We start from the raw sequence: 17,401 nt of genomic DNA on the forward strand, positions 1-17,401 counted from the left end.
GATGAGCAGCCACCCAAGCCTTGAACTAGGTATCAATATCGACCATGTCGCCACCTTACGTAATGCACGAGGAACGGTCTATCCCGATCCATTAAGAGCGGCAGCGTTGGCTGAGGAGGCTGGCGCAGATCTCATTACCTTGCATTTGCGTGAAGATCGTCGTCATATTAAAGATGCCGACTTATTAGCTTTGCGACCGCTGATTAAAACCCGCATGAATCTTGAGTGTGCGGTGACGCCGGAGATGATTGATATTGCGTGCCAAGTAAAGCCACATGATGTGTGTCTAGTTCCGGAGAAGCGTGAGGAAGTTACTACGGAGGGTGGTTTAGATGTAGTGGGTCATTTCGAGCCGGTAAAAGCCGCCACAAAAAAACTGATTGATGCTGGAATCCGAGTCTCTTTATTTATTGACCCAGAAGAAAAGCAAATTCAGGCGGCTAAAGATGTGGGTGCAACCGTAGTGGAGTTACATACTGGTCGTTATGCAGACTTATCTGGCGCCGATCAAGCTAAAGAATTAGAACGTATTCGTAAGGCGGCAATCTTTGGAAAAAGTATTGGCATGAGGGTCAATGCGGGCCACGGCTTACATGAAGGCAATGTAAAACCGATTGCGGCTATTGCTGAATTATCGGAGCTCAATATTGGTCACGCTATTGTTGCTGAAGCCCTATTTAAGGGTTGGCAAAAGGCAATCATCGATATGAAAACCTTGATGGCCCAGGGTAGAGCGCTCGCACAAGAATAAACAATAGCTACAAATTAAAAAATGATCATCGGTATCGGTACAGACATTCTGCAGATTGAGCGCTTACAAGCGGCTTACGATCGCACTAATGGCCGTCTTGCTGAAAAAATTCTGGGGCCTGATGAGATGTTGGTTTTCAAGCATCGTCTCGCTCGTAATCACAAGCGCGGCATTGCTTTCTTGGCTACACGTTTTGCTGCAAAAGAAGCCTTCTCCAAAGCAATTGGCTTGGGTATGAGAATGCCCATGACATGGCGTTCACTCCAGACTTTGAATGAGCCTAGTGGTAAGCCTGTCACCAGCTACTTAGGTGCTTTGGCGCAATTTATGCAAGAAAAAAATTGGGAAGCTCACGTTACTGTGAGTGATGAGCAGGATATGGCAATTGCACATGTCATCGTTACTCAAGAGTAAATAAAAAATAAAATTGAAATAGAGGAAGAAATGAGCAAGACAACGATGGCCCCTGGCCCAGTTACCTTAGATGTAGTTGGTTTGGAATTAAATGCCGAGGATCGTCGACGTATCTTGCATCCTCTGACTGGCGGGGTTATTTTGTTTGGCCGAAACTTCGCCAATCGCCGGCAACTCACCAAATTGACTGCCGCCATTAAGAAGCTTCGCCCAGATGTGCTCATCTCTATTGATCATGAGGGTGGACGAGTACAGCGCGCCAAGACAGATGGCTTTACTCATTTACCTGCAATGCGCAAATTGGGTGAATTATGGGGTGCCAAGAGTAAATCCAGCCATCCTGCCGAATCCGCTGCGATTGCCATGGCTGCAGCTACAGCCTGTGGTTATGTATTAGCATCTGAGCTACGCGCATGTGGTGTTGATTTCAGTTTTACGCCAGTTCTTGATTTAGATTTTGGTCGCAGTGGTGTTATTGGTGATCGATCTTTTAGTCGTGACCCACAAATTGTTTTTGCATTATCAAAAAGCTTGAATGAGGGTTTACGTCTCGCAGGAATGGCTAACTGTGGCAAACACTTTCCAGGGCATGGCTGGGCTGAGGCGGATTCACACGTGGCTATTCCAGTAGATGAGCGTGGCCTCAAAGAAATCTTGAATGATGATGCCAAGCCATATGAATGGCTCGATCTAAGTTTGGCTTCAGTAATGCCAGCGCATGTGATTTATCCAAAGGTAGATAACAATCCAGCAGGCTTTTCAAAAGTTTGGCTGCACTCCATTCTTCGCCAGGAGCTAGGTTTTGAAGGTGTGATCTTCAGTGATGACTTATCTATGGAAGGTGCCAGCGTGGCAGGATCGGTAGTGAAGGGTGCAGAAATGGCTCTTGAGGCTGGCTGTGATGCGGTGCTGATCTGTAATCGCCCAGATCTGGCTGATCAGTTATTGGGTAAATTAAAAGTATCAAAAGCGAAGTTGCAAGAGTCAACGGGGCGCTTAAATAAGCTCATGCCAACATCTTTGGCATTAAATTGGCAAGAGCTCCAAAGTGAGCCTCAGTATCAGCATGCTAAGGGATTATTGGAGCAACTTAATCTCATTAAGTAAGTTAATTCAGTGAATTAACTAAATTAGTTGAACAAACTGCAGCTTAATTATTGCTTTGAAACTCTTTCCCATTCGGAGAGAACATAATTTTTAATGCTATAGCCTTGCTCTCTGGCGCAAACAATGGTGTCCACGTTTACAGGCTGATAGATTTTCTGCAGTCTTAGTGAGTCACCCTTGGTTGAAAAATTAGGCATCCAGGACCCCCAAAAAAATCCAATACTTTCTAGCTCGAGATAGGCTACTGCTGCTGTCTCTTGCTCGATTGGGATGTCGAGATAAATAGATGCAAGGTTGAGCGCCTCCAGTTTTGTGAGCTCCTGTTTTACTGCGGCAACTAAATCACTGCCGATACGATCTATTGCAAGGTTTGCAGTCTGAATATTTGAGTTAATTACGGTATGAAAGGTGGTCTGGCCGCTAGCCGCAATATTGGTGCTCACAATCTTGCGTTGTAGATTTAAGTCTTGCACCAGAGCTTTTGCATGTTCAACATGCTGCTCTGGCATAAATATGGTGTGTGGCCGATCATTTAATTGCAGATAAAACGCTAGCAGCGACATCCGGGTATCGGGATGATTTTCTAGACCCTTCATAGAAATAGTCGCTGGGGTATCACCAATAAAGAGGCCAGTTTCCTTTGCATTAAAGGCAATCATTTCATGCTGGCTATAGGGATGGTTAGTGACACACTCAGTCCAAAACCCTGGCAGAGATAGCTCTTGTGCAATCTCAATGCGCTTCTTGGCCATGATTTCTGCGATATGTTGTCCCCTAAAGTTGGGGTCCACCATCATCTTTCCAGCTTCAGGCGAGACATTATGAGTACCATCAAAAGTCAGTGCGCAATGCCCAACAATTTGACCGTCTCCAAGTTTTGCAACTACCGAGTGCATCAACTTGTTTTCGATAAGTTCCTCTAGCTGACTAATGTCATACATCACTTTGTTGGGGTAGCTTTCGCCGTAACACTGCCGAACGCAGTCAATTAACTGTGGGAGATCGGCGAGGTCAAGTCGAGTAATTGCTGGGGAGGAGGCATTATTCATGATTTGGATATTATGACCCTTACTCAGCAAATAAAAAAGCCCGGCAAACCGGGCTTTTTGACTGTTGTAGTGGGCTAATTAGTTAGCGCGGCTACGGTACTCACCTGTGCGAGTATCTATTTCGATCTTATCGCCAGTATTGCAGAACAAAGGAACTTGCAATTCATAGCCAGTTGCCAATTTTGCGTTCTTCAATACTTTGCCTGAGCTGGTATCACCCTTCACTGCTGGCTCTGTATAAATAATTTCGCGAACCAATGAATTAGGCATTGCTACTGACAGCGCCTTACCTTCGTAGAACACTACTTCGCATGGCATGCTTTCTTCAAGGTAATTCAATGCGTCACCCATGAACTCGGCTTCGACTTCATATTGGTTGTAATCACCATCCATAAACACATACATTGGATCTGCAAAATAAGAGTAGGTACATTCTTTCTTATCGAGAATCACAACATCAAACTTGTCATCCGCTTTGTAAACGCCTTCATTCGGCGCACCGGTTAACAAGTTCTTAAATTTCATTTTCACAACAGAGGAGTTGCGGCCAGAGCGGCTATATTCGGCTTTTAAAACGACTTGGGCATCAGTACCGATCATTACTACGTTACCAACGCGGAGTTCTTGTGCTGTTTTCATCTTGCTATTCCTGGGGGCAGAGCTAATTTTCTGCGGTTTTTATCAAAAACAAGATTGTAACCGCCCGCAAGCCTTTATTGCTTGGGATTAGGCGACAAAGCGGATTAAACGCGCTGGCAGGCCGCCATCTGCTTGTTTTTCAAGTAAATGGGTGCGCCAGTGCTTGGCATGCATATTCCAGCCGCTTAAGTCTCCAAACCATTCGCTGGGCATTGCCCAAGTCATGGCAGCAATCGTAGCCAACCTTAACTCTTGACTGGCCTCCTCCAGATATAAATCTAGAAAGGCAGCTAATTTGACTTCATGGGCGCGATCCTCTTGCGGGTAGATATGCCAAATAAAGGGCTTACCAGCAAGCTGTGCTCGTATAAAAGAATCTTCTCCGCGCACAATATTGAAGTCGCATTGCGATAAGACCCAGTCATACGCATCCTGAGAAACGAATGGCATGGATAGCAACTGTAGATTTTCTGGCAGGGATATTGGCTGCTCTCCATAAAGATTAAGTTGCTCTACATGACCCTGGGCAAGCAAGACATCAATATCTTCACCAAAACCAGCTAAATCATCTAACCATTTTTTAAGAGGTGCCCCTGGATAGCAAAAGACGCTAATTCGTTTTGCATTGGGGCGCATTTTTGACCAGATGGTTTGTAGGTCTTTCGGTATTTGTTTCTCGGCGAGATGACCTTCTGGTTGAATGGGATCGAGCAATAGCCCGCCGACTTCATCTTGAAAGCCGGGGAAGAAAAAATACTTAGGAATGCCGTGTGATTGTGGTGACGCCTTACCGTGGAACTCAATCACCCAAGGCTCAGCGCTAAGGTACTCTAGGTTGATGATGATGGGCTTAATGGGGGCAATAAACAGGCCTGCAAGATACCGCTCTGGTAATTCACAACCAAAGGCCTCGATGACAATATCGGGGGTTTGGACTGGGTGCCGCGCATTCGCATAGCTAGCTTCCCATGGTTGCAGATCAATTTTTTGCTTCATGGCAGGATCTACACCTGAAGCGAGTAAATTAAGGGTTGGCAGATCATCGCAAAAAATACGCACCTCTTGCCCATGAATGCTTGATAAGCTTCGGGCTAGACGCCAGCAAACACCAGCATCACCATAGTTATCGACGATTTGACAGAAAATATCCCAACGCATGAGCAATTCGCTTTTTGAAACCCTTCAGCAGGATGTTAAACGGCTACCCGGATTACCGGGGGTATATCGCTTTTTTGATGAAGCGGGACATATTCTGTATGTAGGCAAAGCACGTAACCTTAAAAAGCGCGTTTCAAGTTATTTTCAGCGAACACAGCTATCACCGCGTATCGAGCTGATGGTAGGTAAAATTGCCCGCTATGAGACAACGGTAACACGGACTGAAACTGAAGCCCTCATTCTAGAGAACAACCTGATTAAAGAGTTGGCTCCACCATTCAATATTCTGTTCCGTGATGATAAGTCCTACCCTTATGTGATGTTAACGGGGCATCAGTTCCCAAGATTAGCCTCTTATCGCGGGAAAGTAGACAAACGTAATCATTACTTTGGGCCATTCCCAAATAGCTGGGCAGTGCGCAATAGTGTGCAGATTCTGCAAAAGGTATTTCGACTGAGGACTTGTGAGGATTCGGTATTTAAAAATCGCAGCAGACCATGCCTATTGCATCAAATTCATCGCTGTAGTGCGCCATGCGTAGGGCGTCTTAGTGTCGAGCAATATGGCCAAGATGTTGCTCAAGCAACACGTTTTTTAGAGGGCGACCACACTCAAGTTTTATCTGAGCTTGAAAAAGAAATGCACAAGCATAGCGAATCAATGGAATTTGAGATGGCCGCCGTATTGCGCGATCGCATTGCAGACTTATCTAGTGTTTTACAACAGCAATCCATGGATGTTGTTGCTGAAGGCGAGGGTGACGTAGACATCATTGCCGTAGCTCAAATGGAAGGCATGGTCTGCGTAAACCTAGCAATGGTCCGCGGCGGTCGTCATTTAGGTGACAGAGCTTATTTCCCTAAGGGTTTGCGCACAAGCTCTGGTGAGTTACCAACACCTGCGGAGATATTGCAAGCCTTTATCACCCAGCATTATTTGGAAGAAAATATTAGTGAGACAACTAGCAATTTGATCCCACCGGTATTAGTTTTAAATCACGCCTTGCAATCGGCAAGCGATGACCTCACGCAGTTAAATGAATCTCCACCTGAAGACTTGCATGAGCTACTCAATACGCAGGCAGGTAGAAAAATTACTTTCTTACATCAGCCTCAGGGCCAAAGGCGGCACTGGTTAGCGATGGCTGAAGGCAATGCCAAGATTGCATTGACTAAACGCTTAGTAGAAACCGGTGGGCAGTTAGCTAGAGCAAGATCCTTGGCGGACATCCTGGGACTCGAGTTAGAAAGTCTGGAGCAGTTGCGGATCGAATGTTTTGATATTAGCCATACTTCTGGTGAAGCTACTCAAGCATCTTGTGTGGTCTACGCTAAGAATGCAATGCAATCGAGTGAGTATCGACGCTTCAATATCAATGACATCACCCCGGGGGATGATTACGCAGCTATGCGTCAAGTTTTGCAAAGACGTTATGCTAACTTTCAAGAGCTACCAGTAGAAAAAATTCCGCAAGTTATTTTGATTGATGGCGGCAAAGGTCAAGTGGAGATAGCGCGCCAAGTGCTCTCTGAGTTTGGTATGGATGTGGGTTTAATTGTTGGTGTTGCCAAGGGTGAGGGCCGCAAGGTCGGTCTCGAGACGCTCATTTTTGCCGATGGCCGTGAGGCTTTAGAGCTGGGTATAGATAGCGCAGCATTGCTATTAGTGGCCCAGATACGGGATGAGGCTCATCGCTTTGCGATTACAGGCATGCGTGCAAAACGCGCTAAAGCAAGAACCATTTCTCGCTTAGAAGAGATTGAGGGTATCGGCGCCAAACGTCGTCAAAAATTGCTTGCTCGATTTGGTGGTTTAAAAGGGGTTGCTAACGCCAGTATTGAAGAAATAGCCAGCGTTGAGGGGGTCTCTTTAACCCTAGCTGAGCAAATCTATCGTCAGCTCCACTAGGGCCAGCGTCACTTGGTTTATGCTTAACAAATGCCATTCAATTTACCAATAGCCCTAACCTGGTTACGCGTTGCTGCTATCCCGCTGTTGGTAGCAATTTTTTATCTACCTAATGCTTGGCTTACCCCTTTTGAAAAGAATTTATTCGCGGCAATTATTTTTATCTCTGCTGCGATTACCGATTGGTTGGATGGCTTCTTGGCGCGTCGTTTAAAGCAGGAATCCGCATTCGGCCAGTTTTTGGATCCAGTTGCGGATAAGTTGATTGTTGCGGCAGCATTATTGGTATTGCTCAATATGGATCGAGTACAAGTTTGGGTGGCACTCATCATTATTGGACGTGAAATTACTATTTCTGCTTTGAGGGAGTGGATGGCTTTGTTAGGTGCAGGAAAAAGTGTGGCCGTTCATATGGTTGGTAAGCTAAAAACGACTGCTCAACTTATAGCCATTCCATTTTTATTGCTCAATGACACCTTATTTGGTTGGTTAAATTGCGCGCAAGTAGGTACTTGGTTAATTTGGATTGCCTCATTTTTAACGCTCTGGTCGATGTTCTATTACATGAAAAAGGCGTTGCCGCAGTTAGCCGGAAAAATCGACTAGGTATTCAAAAGCCCAGCTGGATACGGTTTTCATGGTAATTACATCCCCCCATTTTTGGGAATAATGCTTTCTTTGCGATTGTTTGTTAAACTATCGCCCTGTTATGCGGGAATAGCTCAGCTGGTAGAGCGATACCTTGCCAAGGTATAGGTCGGGAGTTCGAACCTCCTTTCCCGCTCCAAGTTCGATGGGAAGCCCTAAAAAGCTTCCCATTTTTGATTCAAGAGTATGGCGCGTTGGCCGAGTGGTTAGGCAGGAGCCTGCAAAGCTTCGTACGGGGGTTCGATTCCCTCACGCGCCTCCAGTAATTTGTCTTGACGAATTAGGGGTATCACCTAAAATGCTTTTAACTATTGCAAGTAAAAGCGATAACTACCTTAATCAAATTAAACACACATGATCACAACCCAAACTCTCAAAGTTAGTGCCCTAGCATTATTTATGGCAGCGATCTTAGGTGCGTGCGCTAGCTCAGGTGACTCTCCTTCTGGCTCGCCTCAAGAGGTGCAGGAAGTTCAATCACAGTTATTGGGCGATATGCTCTTGCCACAAGGTGCGCGATTGAATGGCACTGATTCGATCATTATCGGTCGTGGGAATGAGTGGGTTGGTAGAGCAATCGTTAATGCATTGCAAGGCTCAACAGATGTTTATGCTTTCTTTCAATCGGAATATCCAAAGGCTGGTTGGACAACGGTTACTGCTGTGAAAGCAAAAACCAGCATCTTGGTTTTCACAAAAGGCGATAGAACTGCAACTATTGAAATAGTAGATGGATCTTTGGGTGGACCAAAATCAGTGATCGTGATCACTTCATCACCTAAAAATGCAAATGTGGTTGCTCCAACTCGTAAGTAATTTCTTTCGGTAGCGCAAATAAACAAAAAGGCCTCTTAAAAGAGGCCTTTTACTTTAGGGGCTCTAGCTTACAGCCCTTCAGCCCTAATGAGACCAACTGCTTGACCTTCAATCGCAAAGTTAGGTTGACGGCTATCTACCAAAATATTTTTGAAGTCTGGATTCTCTGCTTGTAACTCAATGACCATGCCATCAGCAGTTTTCTTTTGCTGCCAACGCTTTACTGTGACCTCATCATCAAGACGAGCAACAACAATATCGCCGTTGCGAACTTCAGTTGTTTTTCTGATAGCCAAATAATCGCCATCCAAAATTCCCGCATCGCGCATGCTCATTCCTTTTACTTTTAATAAGTAATCAGCACCTTTGCTAAACAGACTTGGATCAATTGGAACTTGTTTCTCAATATGTTCAACCGCCATGATTGGAGAGCCAGCAGCAACTCGTCCGATCAATGGCAGAGTCAGTTGTTGCAAAGCGCCTGATGGCAAAGAAAGTTGGCGATATTTGTTGCTGTGGTGTGATTGATTAAATCGCTGTGGAATACGAATGCCGCGTGAAGTGCCCGGCGTTAATTCGATATAGCCTTTTTTCGCTAAGGCGCGCAAATGTTCTTCGGCAGCATTGGCAGAAGCAAAGCCAAGTTGTGTTGCAATTTCTGCACGAGTTGGGGGTAAGCCACTCTCATCAATGGCTTTTGTGATCAACTCCAAAATCTCATTCTGACGTGGAGTGAGCTTGGGGAGGGCAGTCAGCTCCTCCGGAAAATCGACTGTGTTTATGTCCATACTGGGATTGTATACAGCAGTATTTGATATATCAAGTAATTTAGAGGGGATAATGGGGCATGAGCTCAATTGAAAACCATTTAGAAACTTCACCTTATATCCTGGTGCTAGGCATGGGCGGCACAATTGCAGGTTTGGCGCCGCACCCAACAGAAAAGCCAATGGAGTATGAAGCGGGCCAAGTTGAAATTACTTCCTTGTTAGCCCAAATCCAATCTGCGGTGCCCGAAGGCGTCAAGCTCGTTTCTAGACAGTTGGCCAACATCAATAGTCGCAACTTGACTGAAGCCTTGTTAACGCAACTTGGCAATGCTGTTCAGGAGTCCCTTGCTGATGCCTTGGTTAAAGGCATAGTGGTCACTCACGGAACTGACACTATCGAAGAAACAGGCGTCTTTTTACAGCTGACTTGTGGTAAAAATGCTCAAAATTTAGGCAAGAGGGTCATCTTGACCGGCGCCATGTTGCCGGCAAATGCGCCTAAAGCAGATGGCCCATCCAATTTACTGGACGCTATTCGCTGGGCATCTACCCCAATCGATAACTGCCCCGGTGGTATTTATGCCGTTATGGATGGCAGGGGCTGTTTAGCTATGGATTTAGCTAAACGACACGGCAGCGCCTTAAATGCACCCATTCAGGGGTCTCCAAGCAGCTCCGTTGGGTTGATTAATCCTTCGTGGCTTTCTGGGGTAAAGGCGGTTCAAGCCCTTTGGGTAGAGGATTTGCCGATTCCTAAAGAGAATGAATGGCCTTGGGTAGAAATATTGACTAGTCATGCTGGCGCTCGTGCGGAGACGATTACCCAATGGCTAAGCTCCAAAGTAAAGGGTCTAGTGCTTGCCGGTACAGGCATGGGGGGCTTTCATGATGCCTGGAGGGATTCTCTGGTGGCGGCAGTCAAGCATGGGATTGCTCTGGTGCGAACTACAAGAACCGGGGCGGGAGAAACCGTTCCCAATCTCCCTGAAAAGGATATCTCTGGATGCTTGGCGTCCGGCAGTCTTTCAGCACCCAGAGCCAGAATTGCGCTTCAATTAGCTCTCAATGCTGAAAAACATGCTCAGGCCGCTGGTAAATCCCTGACTTGGCAGGATTTTTTTGCTAGAATAGCGGTCTTGCCTGTTATTCGGTAAGCGCTGAAAAGCGGCTGTAAAAGTGTTGTAAGTACTACCTACAATTTGTTACTACCTTGTCACACTGGCGCTGAGTTCACAACCATCAGAACTTAGCAAGACGCCCAGGTGACTTAATCCTTAAGGAGTGTTTGATGCGTCATTATGAAATCGTCTTTATCGTCCATCCGGACCAAAGCGAGCAAGTGCCAGCGATGATCGATCGTTACAAAGCTACATTAGCAGCTGCGGGCGGCAAAATTCATCGTATGGAAGACTGGGGTCGTCGTCAGATGGCTTACATGATCGACAAGCTTGCTAAAGCCCATTACGTTTGTATGAACATTGAGTGCGACCAGAAAACTCTGGAAGAGCTCGAGCATGCGTTCAAATTTAACGATGCTGTTTTGCGTCACCTCATCATCAAGACAAAGAAAGCTGAAACAGAGCCTTCCATCATGATGAAAGAAGTGCAACGCGAAGAAGCGCGCAAATCAGCTCAAGCCGACGCTCCTGTAGCGGCAGCCTAAGTTAGAAATTTGAAGAGGAATACACAGACTAGAAAACGTATCAGAGAAGCGGAGCGGCGTTGAATCATTTCACCCTAACTGCAATCTTGGTATCTAAAGACGCGATTCGATTTACACCAGCAGGAATACCGGTGATGCATTGTCAGCTAGAACATAGCGGCCAGGCAAACGAGGTAGGAGTAGCGAGGAAAATTCAGATGAACGTTGAAGCCATCACAATCGGTCCGATACAAAAGGATCTAGAGCGAATGGATTTAGGAACTGAGGCAGTGTTTGAGGGATTCTTAGCACCCAAGACTCTACGTAATCAAAGACTTGTTTTCCATATTACCCATATTCAATTGAAAAATTAAAGAGGAAATCATCATGGCGTTTGGAAAGAAACCCGATTTCAAAAAGAAACCAGCTCAGAACCCATTGTTCAAGCGTAAGCGTTATTGCCGTTTCACTGTTGCTGGCGTAGAACAGATTGATTACAAAGATGTAGATACATTGAAGGACTTCATTGGCGAAAACGCCAAGATCACTCCTGCTCGTTTGACAGGCACAAAAGCAAAGTATCAGCGTCAATTAGACACTGCTATCAAGCGTGCTCGTTACTTGGCTTTGTTGCCATTCTCCGATCAACACAAGAAATAATTAGGAGCCCTCAATGCAAATCATTCTTTTAGAAAAAGTAACAAACCTGGGCAACCTCGGCGACATCGTTCGCGTTAAAGACGGTTTCGCTCGTAACTTCTTAATCCCACAACGTAAAGCTCGTCGTGCGACTGAAGCAGCTATTGCTGACTTTGCAGTACGTCGTGCTGAGTTGGAGAAATTGGCTGCTGAGAAATTGGCTGCTGCTGAAGCAGTTGGCATCAAGCTCAAAGACTTGGTTCTCGAAATCGGTCAAAAAGCAGGTGTTGACGGTCGTTTGTTTGGTTCTGTAACCAATCATGACATCGCTGATGCTTTGAAAGCTAAAGGCTTCACAATTGAGAAGTCTTCAGTTCGCATGCCTACTGGCCCATTGAAAATGGTTGGTGATCACCCTGTAGCGGTTGCTGTTCATACCGACGTAGTTACAGACATCACTATTCGTGTAGTTGGCGAGCAAGCTTAAGTTAAGTCTGTAAACTAGCCTCATGGCTGAATCCCGTTCACGTTCCGTTACGCTGAATCCCGGCATGATGGGTTCTGGGGATGCAGTCGTGCAGGCTTTAAAAGTTCCACCACATTCGGTAGAAGCCGAGCAATCTCTGCTCGGTGGTCTACTTATTGATAACTCCTCTTGGGATAACCTTGGCGGAGTATTGAACGATAAAGATTTCTATCGCCCTGAGCATGCTCTGATCTACAAGGTCATTGCACGTTTGGTTGGTGACAATCATCCTGCTGACGTGATCACTGTTTACGACGCTGTGAAGTCTGAACAGGGTGGCGACTTAGTCAGTATTGACTATCTCAATTCTTTAGCGCAAAACACACCTAGCGCAGCGAATATTAAAGGCTATGCCGACATTGTTCGTGACCGCAGTATTCTGCGTCGCTTGATTGAAGTTTCAGACAGCATTGTAAATTCTGCATTCGTTCCAGAGGGGCGTACTGTTAGAACGCTTTTGGATGAAGCAGAATCACGCATTTTGCAAATTGGTGAAGAGGGTAGTCGCAAAGCGGATTACCTCGAGATTGAGCCTTTACTCAAAGCTGTTGTAGCCCGCATTGATGAGCTCTATAACCGCCAAGGCGGTAGCGACATTACTGGCATTGCAACTGGCTTCTTAGATTTAGATAAGCAAACTAGTGGCCTACAAAAAGGCGACCTCGTGATTGTTGCTGGTCGTCCGTCTATGGGTAAGGCGCAACCACTAGACGCAAAAGTGAAAACGGTTGATGGTTGGAAGCTGATGGGTGATCTGAAGTTTGGTGATCGCCTCGCCTCTGTCGATGGTCAGCATTCAATGGTCACCGGTATTTATCCACAAGGTATTAAACAGATTTATAAAGTCACCTTCTCCGATGGGCGAGTGGCTGAGTGTTGCGATGAGCACCTATGGCGTGTGATGTATCGAGATTGGTCTGAGCCACGCGTTATTAATACCGTCCGATTGATGGAAATGCTGCAATGTGTTCGATATAAAAACAGATTATGGATTGATCCTGTCTCAGGTGATTTTGGACATTCGAATGCATTGCCAGTTCATCCGTGGGTTTTGGGTGCGTTGCTTGGAGATGGAACGTTGGCTCTATCTCACAGCTCGGTGATGTTTTCAACCAAGTCTCCCGAGCTTATAGATCGCATAAATATGCTTGCGGGCTTTGAGATGGAGTTGGCTCACGCTAATGCGTACGACTGGAGGCTTGTCTCTAAGGCCAGAATCGCCGCCAATGGCGCACGCCAAGCAGTTCCAGAAAATTATTTCAGGTCTGCATTGCAGGATATAGGCGTTCTTGGCTGCAGAAGTTTTGATAAACACATTCCAGCAACTTATCTTGAGGCCAATAAGACTTCTCGACTTGCATTGTTCCAAGGTTTGATGGATACCGATGGATGGATTGAGAAGTGGGGCTCTATTCGCTTTTGTACGGCAAGTAAGCAATTGTCTGAAGATGTTGCAGCTTTAGCTAGGTCGTTAGGGGGTTTTTGCTCAATAGCGTACAAGCAAACCAGCTATACCTATAAGGGTGAAAAGAAGCAAGGTCGTCTATCTTATGTTTTAAATATGAGTTTTGGCCCCGGTTTTCAAGCCTTTACTCTGCCTGAAAAGACTGAAAGATTAAGAGCGAGCTGGGATCGCCAACGTAGACTTTCATTTCAAAGTATTGAGCCTTCTAGGATGTCTGAGGCGCAATGTATTTCAGTTAGCCACCCACAAAGAACTTATGTAACGAATGATTATGTCGTTACTCACAACACTGCCTTTGCCTTGAATATTGCGGAGAATGTTGCTCTTGCTGAAGGATTGCCGGTCGTTGTTTTCTCGATGGAGATGTCAGGCGAACAATTAGCAGCGCGTTTACTAGGATCGGTAGGGCGCGTAGATCAAGGTCGCATGCGTACTGGCAAGTTGCAGGATGATGAGTGGCCACGCGTTACTGATGCAATTGCGCGCTTAAGTAATACCCAAATTTTGATTGATGAGACTGGTTCTTTATCAAGTCTAGAGTTGCGCGCACGTGCACGTCGTATCGCCAGAAACTTTGGCGGCACTCTTGGATTGGTGGTGATCGACTACTTGCAGTTGATGAGTGGTTCTGGATCAGAAAACCGTGCAACAGAAATCTCTGAAATCTCTCGCTCACTGAAATCTCTTGCAAAAGAATTGCAATGCCCAGTAGTAGCCCTCTCCCAGTTAAATCGTGGCCTTGAGCAGCGTCCTAATAAGCGTCCGATCATGTCCGACTTGCGTGAATCCGGTGCTATTGAGCAAGATGCCGACTTAATTATGTTCATCTATCGTGATGAGGTTTATCACCCAGATACTACGACAGATAAAGGTATTGCAGAGATCATTATTGGTAAGCAACGTAACGGCCCAATCGGTACAGTGCGCTTAAGCTGGCAAGGTCCGTATACCAAGTTTGATAACTTGGCGATGGGCTCTATCGGTTACTCTTCTGGTGGTTACGAGCCGTTCTAGGTAAAGAAACAATAAAAAAATAAACTGAAACATAAACAGATAAAGAAAAAGCCTCACAGTGTGAGGCTTTTTTAATGGATCAAAAATTAGATCGTAATAAGTAATCTTATTTACCACCCATACATTTTTTGATGGAAGCATCTTTAGCTGCGCCATACAGTGGCTTACCATCTTTGCTTACTGCTTTAGCTTCGCAATCATTCGGCTTGGCATCACTCATGCATTTCTTAATAGAGGCATCTTTAGCTGCGCCATACAGTGGCTTGCCATCTTTGCTGACTGCTTTAGCTTCGCAAGCGGCTTGATCAGCAAATGCATAAGTAGGGATTGCAAAACTCAGTGTAATACTTAAAGCGACGATGATACTTTTCATGACATCTCCTGTGAGGGTATTCAGTTAATGGATTGCTCGATAAATTACTGTAATCAAAATTATGAATTTAGGAAATATAGGGAAAGCGCTATTAACCCTTAAGAATCTCGCTATCAGGGTGTTATACGACGGGCCTCAGTAAATTTGGCTGCCCAATAAGGTGAGGTGATGTAATCTAGGCGTACGGTTCCGCCGGCACTTGGAGCATGCACAAATCTACCTTGTCCAACATAGATACCAGCGTGGGAATATTTTTCACCGGTAGTATTAAAGAAAACTAGATCACCTGGAGCAGGTGGTTGACCTTCAATACTCCTTCCTTTGGTACTCATCAGCTGAATAGTACGAGGCAGTTTGATACCAGCTGCTTTGTTATAGACATAAACAATCAGACCGCTGCAATCAAAACCACCTTTTGGTGTATTGCCGCCATAGCGGTAAGGTACATCCACTAAACCTACCGCTGCTATTGAGATATCTTCAGTACCAACACTAGTGTCTTGCTTGAATTGAGAGACTCTGGAGGAGGATCCTGATTTACTGCTGAACGTGCTACATCCGCTTAGGATGAGTAAGCTGCAAATAAAAATGCCGCACCCAAGAAGAGTGCGGCATGAGGGGGTTTGCTTAGAGTGCGTCAGCAGCATGATCCGCAAGACGAGAGCGCTCACCTCGAGCTAGAGTCACATGACCACCATGACGCCAACCCTTGAAGCGATCAACTACATAAGTTAAGCCAGAGGAGCCCTCTGTTAAGTATGGAGTGTCGATCTGAGCAATATTTCCTAAGCAAACAATTTTGGTTCCTGGTCCCGCGCGGGTAACCAGAGTTTTCATTTGCTTTGGTGTGAGGTTTTGTGCTTCATCGATGATGACAAACTTACTTACGAAAGTTCTGCCCCGCATAAAGTTCATGCTTTTCACTTTAATGCGCGAGCGAATAAGTTCTTGAGTGGCAGCGCGACCCCATTCGCCAGCTCCATCATCATTGCGCTGCAAAACTTCGAGGTTATCGTCAAATGCACCCATCCAAGGCTGCATTTTTTCTTCTTCGGTGCCTGGTAGGAAGCCAATGTCTTCGCCAACAGGTACTGTAGCGCGAGTGATGATGATCTCGTTATAACGCTTGCTATCAAGCACCTGTTCAAGACCTGCTGCTAATGCCAGTAAGGTTTTTCCTGTTCCTGCTTGCCCAAGCAGAGTGACAAAGTCCACGTCTGGATTCATGAGCAAGTTCATCGCAAAGTTCTGCTCGCGGTTACGTGCAGTAACGCTCCAGACATTGTTCTTCTGATGTGAGAAGTCTCTTAAAGTTTGTAAGAGAGCAGTTTTGCCATTAATTTCTTTGACTTGGGCATAGAAAGGCGTGGAACCATCAGGATTTTCTTGGTAAACAAATTGATTTACCAGCATGCTATTTACAGACGGACCAGTCACTCGGTAGAACATCGTGCCAGATTTGGAATCAGCCCAGCTCTCCATGTCTTTGCCATGCTTAGGCCAAAAATCAGCCGGCAATGTCATCACGCCGGCATACATGAGATCGCGATCTTCTAATACCTGGTCATTGAAGTAGTCTTCAGCAGGTAAGCCAAGTGCACGGGCTTTAATGCGCATGTTGATATCTTTAGATACCAGCACCACTTCTTGACCCTTACGTGTTTTTTGCAGCTCACTAACGACGGCGAGAATAAGGTTGTCACCTTTGCCTTCAGGTAAGCCCTCTGGCAAAGCCTGTGTAGTTAATTTAGTCTGGAAAAATAAGCGACCTGTGACATCTTGGTTGCCTAATTTATTGAGTGGAATACCATCATCCAAGGTGCCGCTGGTGCCAGCAATAAGCTGATCTAGAGATCTGCTGACGGTACGAGCATTGCGCGCAACCTCAGTCATCCCTTTTTTATGGTTATCCAGCTCTTCCAGAGTGGTCATCGGTAAATACAGGTCATGCTCTGAGAAGCGGAACAGGGAGCTTGGATCATGCATTAGCACGTTAGTGTCTAAGACAAACAGGCTGGGTGGTCCAGTGCGGATTACGCGCTTTGGTTTTGCAGGAGCTGGCGCTTTACTTTCATTGCGCTCATGTCGAAGAGGGCGATGATCCGCCTTAATTTTTTCGAGAGCTACTTCTGCCTCAGTTAAATCTTCCTCAGCATCATTGGTCCAATCAACTGCTTCTACTACCACTGGTTTTGCTGGAGCAGGGCGCTTCTTTAAGTCAGGAGTATCTTTGCGACTGAGTTTCACTTGATCAGCAATTTGAGTGGGGATTGGGGGCAGTGGCATGGACTCTCCTAAAAGAAAAAACCGCCAAGCGGAGTGCATTGACGGTTTATTACGAAACTGGTTGCATCGAGACTTAAAAAACGGAGGGGGTTACTCTCCGCACCTGATCTGAGATATTCAGGTTTCTGATTCAAACGGATTGTCAGACTTTCCCGTCGTTTACGGTGCATATGAATCACTTTACCCCAAATTTTG

Annotated in this window: 19 protein-coding genes and 2 tRNA genes; 14 read left to right on the plus strand and 7 right to left on the minus strand. The window is 45.8% G+C overall.

All coding sequences use genetic code 11. The features are described from left to right. Position 1 precedes the first annotated feature (1 nt). Genes pdxJ through nagZ form a run of 3 tightly spaced genes read left to right on the plus strand, consistent with a single transcriptional unit; the run spans position 2 to position 2,272 of the window. A complete protein-coding gene (gene pdxJ, locus PKF022_RS02285; RefSeq protein WP_281777068.1) occupies positions 2-751 on the plus strand; it encodes a pyridoxine 5'-phosphate synthase in 750 nt (249 codons plus the stop codon). A gap of 21 nt (positions 752-772) precedes the next feature. Beyond that, positions 773-1,165 (plus strand): holo-ACP synthase, encoded by a 393-nt coding sequence (acpS, locus tag PKF022_RS02290; protein WP_281777069.1) that lies wholly within the window; start codon positions 773-775, stop codon positions 1,163-1,165. 30 nt (positions 1,166-1,195) lie between these two features. Then, positions 1,196-2,272 (plus strand): beta-N-acetylhexosaminidase, encoded by a 1,077-nt coding sequence (nagZ, locus tag PKF022_RS02295; RefSeq protein WP_281777070.1) that lies wholly within the window; start codon positions 1,196-1,198, stop codon positions 2,270-2,272. Between the two features lie 47 nt (positions 2,273-2,319). On the opposite strand, the gene PKF022_RS02300 is transcribed toward nagZ, so the two are convergent. The 3 genes from PKF022_RS02300 to earP all read right to left on the minus strand — a co-directional run bounded on the left by PKF022_RS02300 (position 2,320) and on the right by earP (position 5,118). Next, entirely contained in the window at positions 2,320-3,321 is a 1,002-nt protein-coding gene (locus PKF022_RS02300) for a GNAT family N-acetyltransferase (protein WP_281777071.1), read from the minus strand. Between the two features lie 78 nt (positions 3,322-3,399). Next, the gene (gene efp / locus PKF022_RS02305) at positions 3,400-3,960 is read right to left on the minus strand and encodes an elongation factor P (protein WP_012357464.1); all 561 of its coding nucleotides are present in this window, start codon (positions 3,958-3,960) and stop codon (positions 3,400-3,402) included. 87 nt (positions 3,961-4,047) lie between these two features. Then, positions 4,048-5,118 carry an elongation factor P maturation arginine rhamnosyltransferase EarP gene (gene earP, locus PKF022_RS02310; RefSeq protein ID WP_281777072.1) on the minus strand — a complete coding sequence of 357 codons (1,071 nt, stop codon included), beginning with the start codon at positions 5,116-5,118 and terminating at the stop codon, positions 4,048-4,050. On the opposite strand from earP, the gene uvrC reads away from it, so the two are divergent. The 5 genes from uvrC (at position 5,117) to PKF022_RS02335 (ending at position 8,491) form a co-directional block, all read left to right on the plus strand. Continuing rightward, positions 5,117-7,027 (plus strand): excinuclease ABC subunit UvrC, encoded by a 1,911-nt coding sequence (gene uvrC, locus PKF022_RS02315; RefSeq protein WP_281777073.1) that lies wholly within the window; start codon positions 5,117-5,119, stop codon positions 7,025-7,027. The two genes, earP and uvrC, sit on opposite strands and share 2 nt — an antisense overlap. Positions 7,028-7,057: 30 nt before the next feature. After that, entirely contained in the window at positions 7,058-7,633 is a 576-nt protein-coding gene (pgsA, locus tag PKF022_RS02320; RefSeq protein WP_281777074.1) for a CDP-diacylglycerol--glycerol-3-phosphate 3-phosphatidyltransferase, read from the plus strand. Positions 7,634-7,738: 105 nt separating this feature from the next. Next, positions 7,739-7,814, plus strand: a tRNA-Gly gene (locus PKF022_RS02325). Between the two features lie 49 nt (positions 7,815-7,863). Next, positions 7,864-7,937: transfer RNA gene (locus tag PKF022_RS02330), tRNA-Cys, on the plus strand. A 92-nt stretch (positions 7,938-8,029) separates the two neighbouring features. Beyond that, entirely contained in the window at positions 8,030-8,491 is a 462-nt protein-coding gene (locus tag PKF022_RS02335; RefSeq protein WP_216231408.1) for a hypothetical protein, read from the plus strand. A gap of 68 nt (positions 8,492-8,559) precedes the next feature. Here PKF022_RS02335 and lexA read toward each other — a convergent pair whose 3' ends face one another. Then, positions 8,560-9,279: a transcriptional repressor LexA gene (gene lexA, locus PKF022_RS02340; RefSeq protein ID WP_281777075.1), complete on the minus strand. Its 720-nt coding sequence runs from the start codon at positions 9,277-9,279 to the stop codon at positions 8,560-8,562. A gap of 59 nt (positions 9,280-9,338) precedes the next feature. Between lexA and PKF022_RS02345 the strand changes: the two genes are divergently transcribed. The 6 genes from PKF022_RS02345 to dnaB all read left to right on the plus strand — a co-directional run bounded on the left by PKF022_RS02345 (position 9,339) and on the right by dnaB (position 14,547). Continuing rightward, complete coding sequence (locus PKF022_RS02345) at positions 9,339-10,415, plus strand: asparaginase (protein WP_281777076.1); 1,077 nt, start codon at positions 9,339-9,341, stop codon at positions 10,413-10,415. Between the two features lie 134 nt (positions 10,416-10,549). Continuing rightward, positions 10,550-10,924 (plus strand): 30S ribosomal protein S6, encoded by a 375-nt coding sequence (rpsF, locus tag PKF022_RS02350; RefSeq protein ID WP_215361101.1) that lies wholly within the window; start codon positions 10,550-10,552, stop codon positions 10,922-10,924. A 59-nt stretch (positions 10,925-10,983) separates the two neighbouring features. Further along, on the plus strand, positions 10,984-11,277 hold the full coding sequence (gene priB, locus PKF022_RS02355; RefSeq protein ID WP_072583120.1) for a primosomal replication protein N: 294 nt from the start codon (positions 10,984-10,986) through the stop codon (positions 11,275-11,277). Between the two features lie 13 nt (positions 11,278-11,290). Next, positions 11,291-11,563: a 30S ribosomal protein S18 gene (gene rpsR / locus PKF022_RS02360; protein WP_011902267.1), complete on the plus strand. Its 273-nt coding sequence runs from the start codon at positions 11,291-11,293 to the stop codon at positions 11,561-11,563. Between the two features lie 13 nt (positions 11,564-11,576). Then, positions 11,577-12,029, plus strand: coding sequence for a 50S ribosomal protein L9 (rplI, locus tag PKF022_RS02365; protein ID WP_216231411.1), 453 nt, complete (start codon positions 11,577-11,579; stop codon positions 12,027-12,029). 67 nt (positions 12,030-12,096) lie between these two features. Next, positions 12,097-14,547: a replicative DNA helicase gene (dnaB, locus tag PKF022_RS02370; RefSeq protein ID WP_348773180.1), complete on the plus strand. Its 2,451-nt coding sequence runs from the start codon at positions 12,097-12,099 to the stop codon at positions 14,545-14,547. 106 nt (positions 14,548-14,653) lie between these two features. Here dnaB and PKF022_RS02375 read toward each other — a convergent pair whose 3' ends face one another. From PKF022_RS02375 to PKF022_RS02385, 3 genes are all read right to left on the minus strand, one after another. Next, complete coding sequence (locus tag PKF022_RS02375) at positions 14,654-14,920, minus strand: hypothetical protein (protein ID WP_281777077.1); 267 nt, start codon at positions 14,918-14,920, stop codon at positions 14,654-14,656. A gap of 113 nt (positions 14,921-15,033) precedes the next feature. Beyond that, on the minus strand, positions 15,034-15,567 hold the full coding sequence (locus tag PKF022_RS02380; protein ID WP_348773171.1) for a C40 family peptidase: 534 nt from the start codon (positions 15,565-15,567) through the stop codon (positions 15,034-15,036). Then, a complete protein-coding gene (locus PKF022_RS02385; RefSeq protein ID WP_281777078.1) occupies positions 15,548-17,206 on the minus strand; it encodes a PhoH family protein in 1,659 nt (552 codons plus the stop codon). Before PKF022_RS02385 ends, PKF022_RS02380 begins: the two co-directional genes overlap by 20 nt. Positions 17,207-17,401 lie beyond the last annotated feature (195 nt).

The sequence above is a fragment of the Polynucleobacter sp. KF022 genome, from assembly GCF_027924105.1.
Classification (GTDB): Bacteria; Pseudomonadota; Gammaproteobacteria; order Burkholderiales; family Burkholderiaceae; genus Polynucleobacter.